This window comes from Companilactobacillus formosensis, assembly GCF_005405305.1.
GTDB classification, from domain to species: Bacteria; Bacillota; Bacilli; order Lactobacillales; family Lactobacillaceae; genus Companilactobacillus; species Companilactobacillus formosensis.
In genome coordinates this window covers 1-4,096 of sequence record NZ_BJDU01000015.1, presented here as the reverse complement: position 1 = coordinate 4,096, position 4,096 = coordinate 1, and the positions used below count along the sequence as shown (strand labels likewise).

At 35.6% G+C, this 4,096-nt stretch carries 4 protein-coding genes and 1 rRNA gene; 2 read left to right on the top strand and 3 right to left on the bottom strand.

The features are described from left to right. Positions 1–139 precede the first annotated feature (139 nt). The gene (hemH, locus tag FFM65_RS11975; protein WP_119318624.1) at positions 140–1,084 is read left to right on the top strand and encodes a ferrochelatase; all 945 of its coding nucleotides are present in this window, start codon (positions 140–142) and stop codon (positions 1,082–1,084) included. Continuing rightward, entirely contained in the window at positions 1,081–2,394 is a 1,314-nt protein-coding gene (locus FFM65_RS11970) for an Nramp family divalent metal transporter (RefSeq protein WP_119318623.1), read from the top strand. Before hemH ends, FFM65_RS11970 begins: the two co-directional genes overlap by 4 nt. A 39-nt stretch (positions 2,395–2,433) precedes the next feature. On the opposite strand, the gene FFM65_RS11965 is transcribed toward FFM65_RS11970, so the two are convergent. The 3 genes from FFM65_RS11965 to rrf form a co-directional block, all read right to left on the bottom strand. Then, positions 2,434–3,279 carry an aldo/keto reductase gene (locus tag FFM65_RS11965; RefSeq protein WP_119318622.1) on the bottom strand — a complete coding sequence of 282 codons (846 nt, stop codon included), beginning with the start codon at positions 3,277–3,279 and terminating at the stop codon, positions 2,434–2,436. Between the two features lie 64 nt (positions 3,280–3,343). Next, positions 3,344–3,886: a GNAT family N-acetyltransferase gene (locus FFM65_RS11960; RefSeq protein ID WP_119318621.1), complete on the bottom strand. Its 543-nt coding sequence runs from the start codon at positions 3,884–3,886 to the stop codon at positions 3,344–3,346. 111 nt (positions 3,887–3,997) lie between these two features. Further along, positions 3,998–4,096, bottom strand: a 5S ribosomal RNA gene (gene rrf / locus FFM65_RS11955); the annotation flags it as partial.

Here is a 4,096-nt window from a genome sequence, read left to right as displayed (position 1 = left end):
TAGTAAAATAGTTCTAGCCTCTACCGACTGGTTGGAATACTAGTTGGCAAGTATGGAATGTTCCTAGAAGCTCGGTACTTTAGTGCCGATGTAGTTCACGATGTGATATTATTAACTCAAAAATACTAGGAGGAAAATTATGTCTCAAGGATTACTTTTAGTAAACTTAGGGTCACCAGCTTCTCCTCAAACTAGTGATGTCAAAAAATATCTTCAAGAATTTCTCAGTGATCAAAATGTTATCGAAATGCCTAGAGCTTTATGGCAACCCATTTTACGAGGTATCATCCTACCGTTAAGATCTTGGCGTTCGGCTACATTTTATCAAGATTCTTGGTTAAAAAACGGCTCGCCATTAATTGTAAATACTCAATTGGTCACTGACCGCGTTCAACAATGTTTACCACAATGGACCGTTCAAATGGCAATGACTTATGGTCAACCGGATATTAAACAGACTTTGCAAAAAATGCAGCAAGATGGTTGCTCCAATATAATTTTGTTGCCACTCTTTCCTCAATATACGCAAAGCAGCACCAAATCAATTATCGACCAGGCCAAAACGGCTAATGTCAATTTAACGATCATCGATCGCTTTTATCAGGAAAAAACATACCAACAAATTTTAGCCAAAAAAATCCAACAAGCTTGGGATAATGATTCTTATGATGAATTATTCTTCAGTTATCACAGTATTCCTACGGCAATGGTAAAACATGGCGATCCTTATCAAAAAGAATGCCTTGCCACAACTGAGGCTGTCTCAAAATTACTAACTATTCCTCAAAATCAAATCAAAACTGTCTATCAATCCAAATTTGGTCCTATGCCTTGGCTAAAACCTTACTTAAAGAATGCTTTGATGCAAGCCGTTGAATTAGGAAAAAGAAATATCTTAATCGTCACTCCTTCCTTTGTTGCTGATTGTTTAGAGACTATCGAAGAAGATTACGTACAAAACTATCAAACTTTTAAAGCTAGCGGTGGAAATAAATTTCAACTAGTTTCGCCAATGAATGACGATCCCGATTTTTGCCAATTTTTAGCTGACTTAGCACAAAGAAATCTGGTTCAACATTCATGAAAAAAAGTCTGGATGAAATAAATCAAAGTGTCAAAGTACCTAGTGTTTACGAAACCTCATTCTTACAAAAATTCCTGGCTTACAGCGGTCCTGGAGCTTTAGTTGCTGTCGGTTATATGGATCCAGGAAATTGGCTAACTTCTCTATCCAGTGGTAGTCAATTCAGGTATCAATTATTATCAGTCCTACTCATTTCTATAATTATTGCCATGTTTATGCAGTCACTAGCTATTAAACTCGGCGTTGTAGCTAGACAAGATTTAGCACAAGCTATTGCTCAAAAAGTTCCTAAACCAATCCGTTATTGCTTGTGGATTCTCAATGAAATTGCAATGATGGCAACTGATTTGACTGGAGTCATTGGAACTGCAATTGCTTTAAAATTGTTGTTCGGCTTACCATTAATATTTGGCATCCTCTTAACTATTTTGGACGTCCTAATAGTTTTATTGTTTTTACGTTTTGGTATCCGCAGAATCGAATTTATTGTCTTAGCAGCCATTTTAACTGTTGGAATTATCTTTGGAATCGAAGTTTTTCGAGCTAATCCTGCATTCGGAAAAATATTTCAGGGTGTTGTTCCTACTAGTGACATTATCCATAATCATGAAAAATTAATTTTGAGCTTAAGTATCATGGGAGCAACCATCATGCCTCATAATCTTTACTTACATTCTTCTTTAGCTCAAAGTCGACGTTACGATTATAAAGACCCACTCCAAGTTAATGAAGCTTTACGTTTTGCTAACTGGGATTCAAATGTCCACTTGGTAGCAGCTTTTATAATCAATGCTTTATTGTTAATTTTAGGCGGAACATTATTCTTTCATACTAATAATCAACTAGCTAGTTTACAGGACGTTTTTAACGGTTTAAAAAATGCTGCTATCGTAGGCAAATTAGCCAGTCCGGTTATGAGTTGGCTTTTTGCCTTTGCTCTTTTGATTACGGGGTTGATCTCTTCCATTACTAGTACTTTATCAGGACAAATTGTAATGGAAGGTTTCCTAAATATCCGCTTACCACTCTGGCAACGACGTTTATTGACTAGATTCGTTACTTTAATTCCTATTTTGATTATTGGCTTTTTAGTTAATTTCAATGAACAAGATTTCGAAAATCTAATCGTCTATGCTCAAATCGCATTAAGTATAGTCTTGCCGTTTACACTCTTTCCGATGATTTTGTTAACATCAAATTCTAAATTGATGAAAGAACATACTAATAGTAAATTAACGACCATTGTTGGCTTGATTTTGGCCGGAATTATCACTATTTTGAATTTAAGATTAATTTTTTCAATTATCTAAAAAAAGGTATTTGACTTGTTATGGTCAAATACCTTTTTACTATCCTTGTGTAGGATTGTGGAAATGTGATGGAGCAGTATCTGGAAATGCATTTAATGTCTTCATATCTTCATCGCTGATAGTGAAATCCAACTTCGTATTAGCAACGATATGTTCTTTGTGGACTGCCTTAGGTAAAGGCAAAACTCCATTTTGAATGACAAATTCAATTGCTAATTGAGGAACACTAACACTATATTTGTCAGCAATTTTCTTAACATCTGGATTATTGATCAAACCACCAGTTGCCAAAGGTGAATAAGCTTCAACCAAAATATCGTTATCTTTGGCAAATTCAGTAATCTTAGGTTCAGTAAAGCCGATATAATATTGAATTTGGTCAACCATTGGCTTAATTGTAGCTGTCTTCAATACATTCTCTAAATCGTGCACATTGAAGTTAGAAACACCGATAGCTTTAACGCGACCAGAATTATAAATTTCTTCCATTGCACGCCATACTTCAGTATTTTCTTTATCATAATTAGCACCGATTTTACCCCATGGCCAAGGAGCGTGAACTAGATAAAGATCCAAATAATCTAAGTCCAAGTTCTTCATGGTTGTTTCAAAATCAGCCAAAGCACCATCATAAGTCTTCGTTTCTGCTGGCAATTTAGAAGTTACGAATAAGTCCTCACGTTTGACACCAGATTCTCTAACAGCTTGTCCAACCTCTTTTTCATTTTGGTAAGCTAGGGCTGTATCAATATGTCTATATCCTGTCTTGATAGCATCTTTAACTGCTTGTCTAGCCTCATTAGCGGGGATTTGCCAAGTACCAAAGGCTACCTTAGGAATTTTTACACCATTATAAATATCAAAAGTATCTGTTAATTTAGTCATAGAATGCTCCTTCCATGTTTATAAAGTTAGTATATTACCTCGAGTTAACTTTAGGTCAAATATTTTAACTCAACTTATCAAAAGGAATAATTGGCTTCATTTCTGGTAATTTAGGGTTAATTTCCTTTTGTAGCCAAATAACATCTAACCAACGGCCAAACTTAAAACCTGCCTTTTGAAAGGTTCCAACTTCTTGATAACCGAGTTTCTCATGAAATTTCACGCTACCACTGTTTTCTTCAGTAACAGCTGCCAATAGATTAACAACACCTTGCTGCTTTAGAATGGCCTCTAATCGTTGATACAGTTCTCTTCCTAAACCGTGACTTTTGTAATTGTGATCAACATAAATACTAGCTTCAACGGTCCAAGCATAAGCCGCACGTGTTCCATATAAATGGGCATAAGCGTAACCTAAAATTTTATTATCGTCATCTACGGCAATTAAATAAGGGAAATTTGCCGTAATCTCTTTGATTCGCTGTTGAAAGTCTTCTATAGTTGGAATCTCTGTCTCAAAAGTAATTGTGGTATTAGTAATATATGGTGCATAAATTGCTACTAGTTCTTTAGCATCATCAATGGTAGCTTGTCTAAATCTTGTCATCTTCGTACCTTCTCATTTCAAGTTTCTAATAATTTCATATTATAACCTTTTTTATACTAATTTACTTGAAGACACAAAAAAAGGAATCAACTAATGTTGATTCCTTACGTTGCGTGGCAGCTCCCTATCCTCGCGGGTAGTTTCCCACCAACTACTTTCGGCGCGGAGAAGCTTAACTTCTGTGTTCGGCATGGGAACAGGTGTATCCTT

Bases quoted from the DNA above. Each gene is read 5' to 3' on its own strand.
- hemH (WP_119318624.1), top strand. From the start codon at position 140: ATGTCTCAAGGATTACTTTTAGTAAACTTAGGGTCACCAGCTTCTCCT.
- FFM65_RS11970 (WP_119318623.1), top strand. From the start codon at position 1,081: ATGAAAAAAAGTCTGGATGAAATAAATCAAAGTGTCAAAGTACCTAGT.
- FFM65_RS11965 (WP_119318622.1), bottom strand. From the start codon at position 3,279: ATGACTAAATTAACAGATACTTTTGATATTTATAATGGTGTAAAAATT.
- FFM65_RS11960 (WP_119318621.1), bottom strand. From the start codon at position 3,886: ATGACAAGATTTAGACAAGCTACCATTGATGATGCTAAAGAACTAGTA.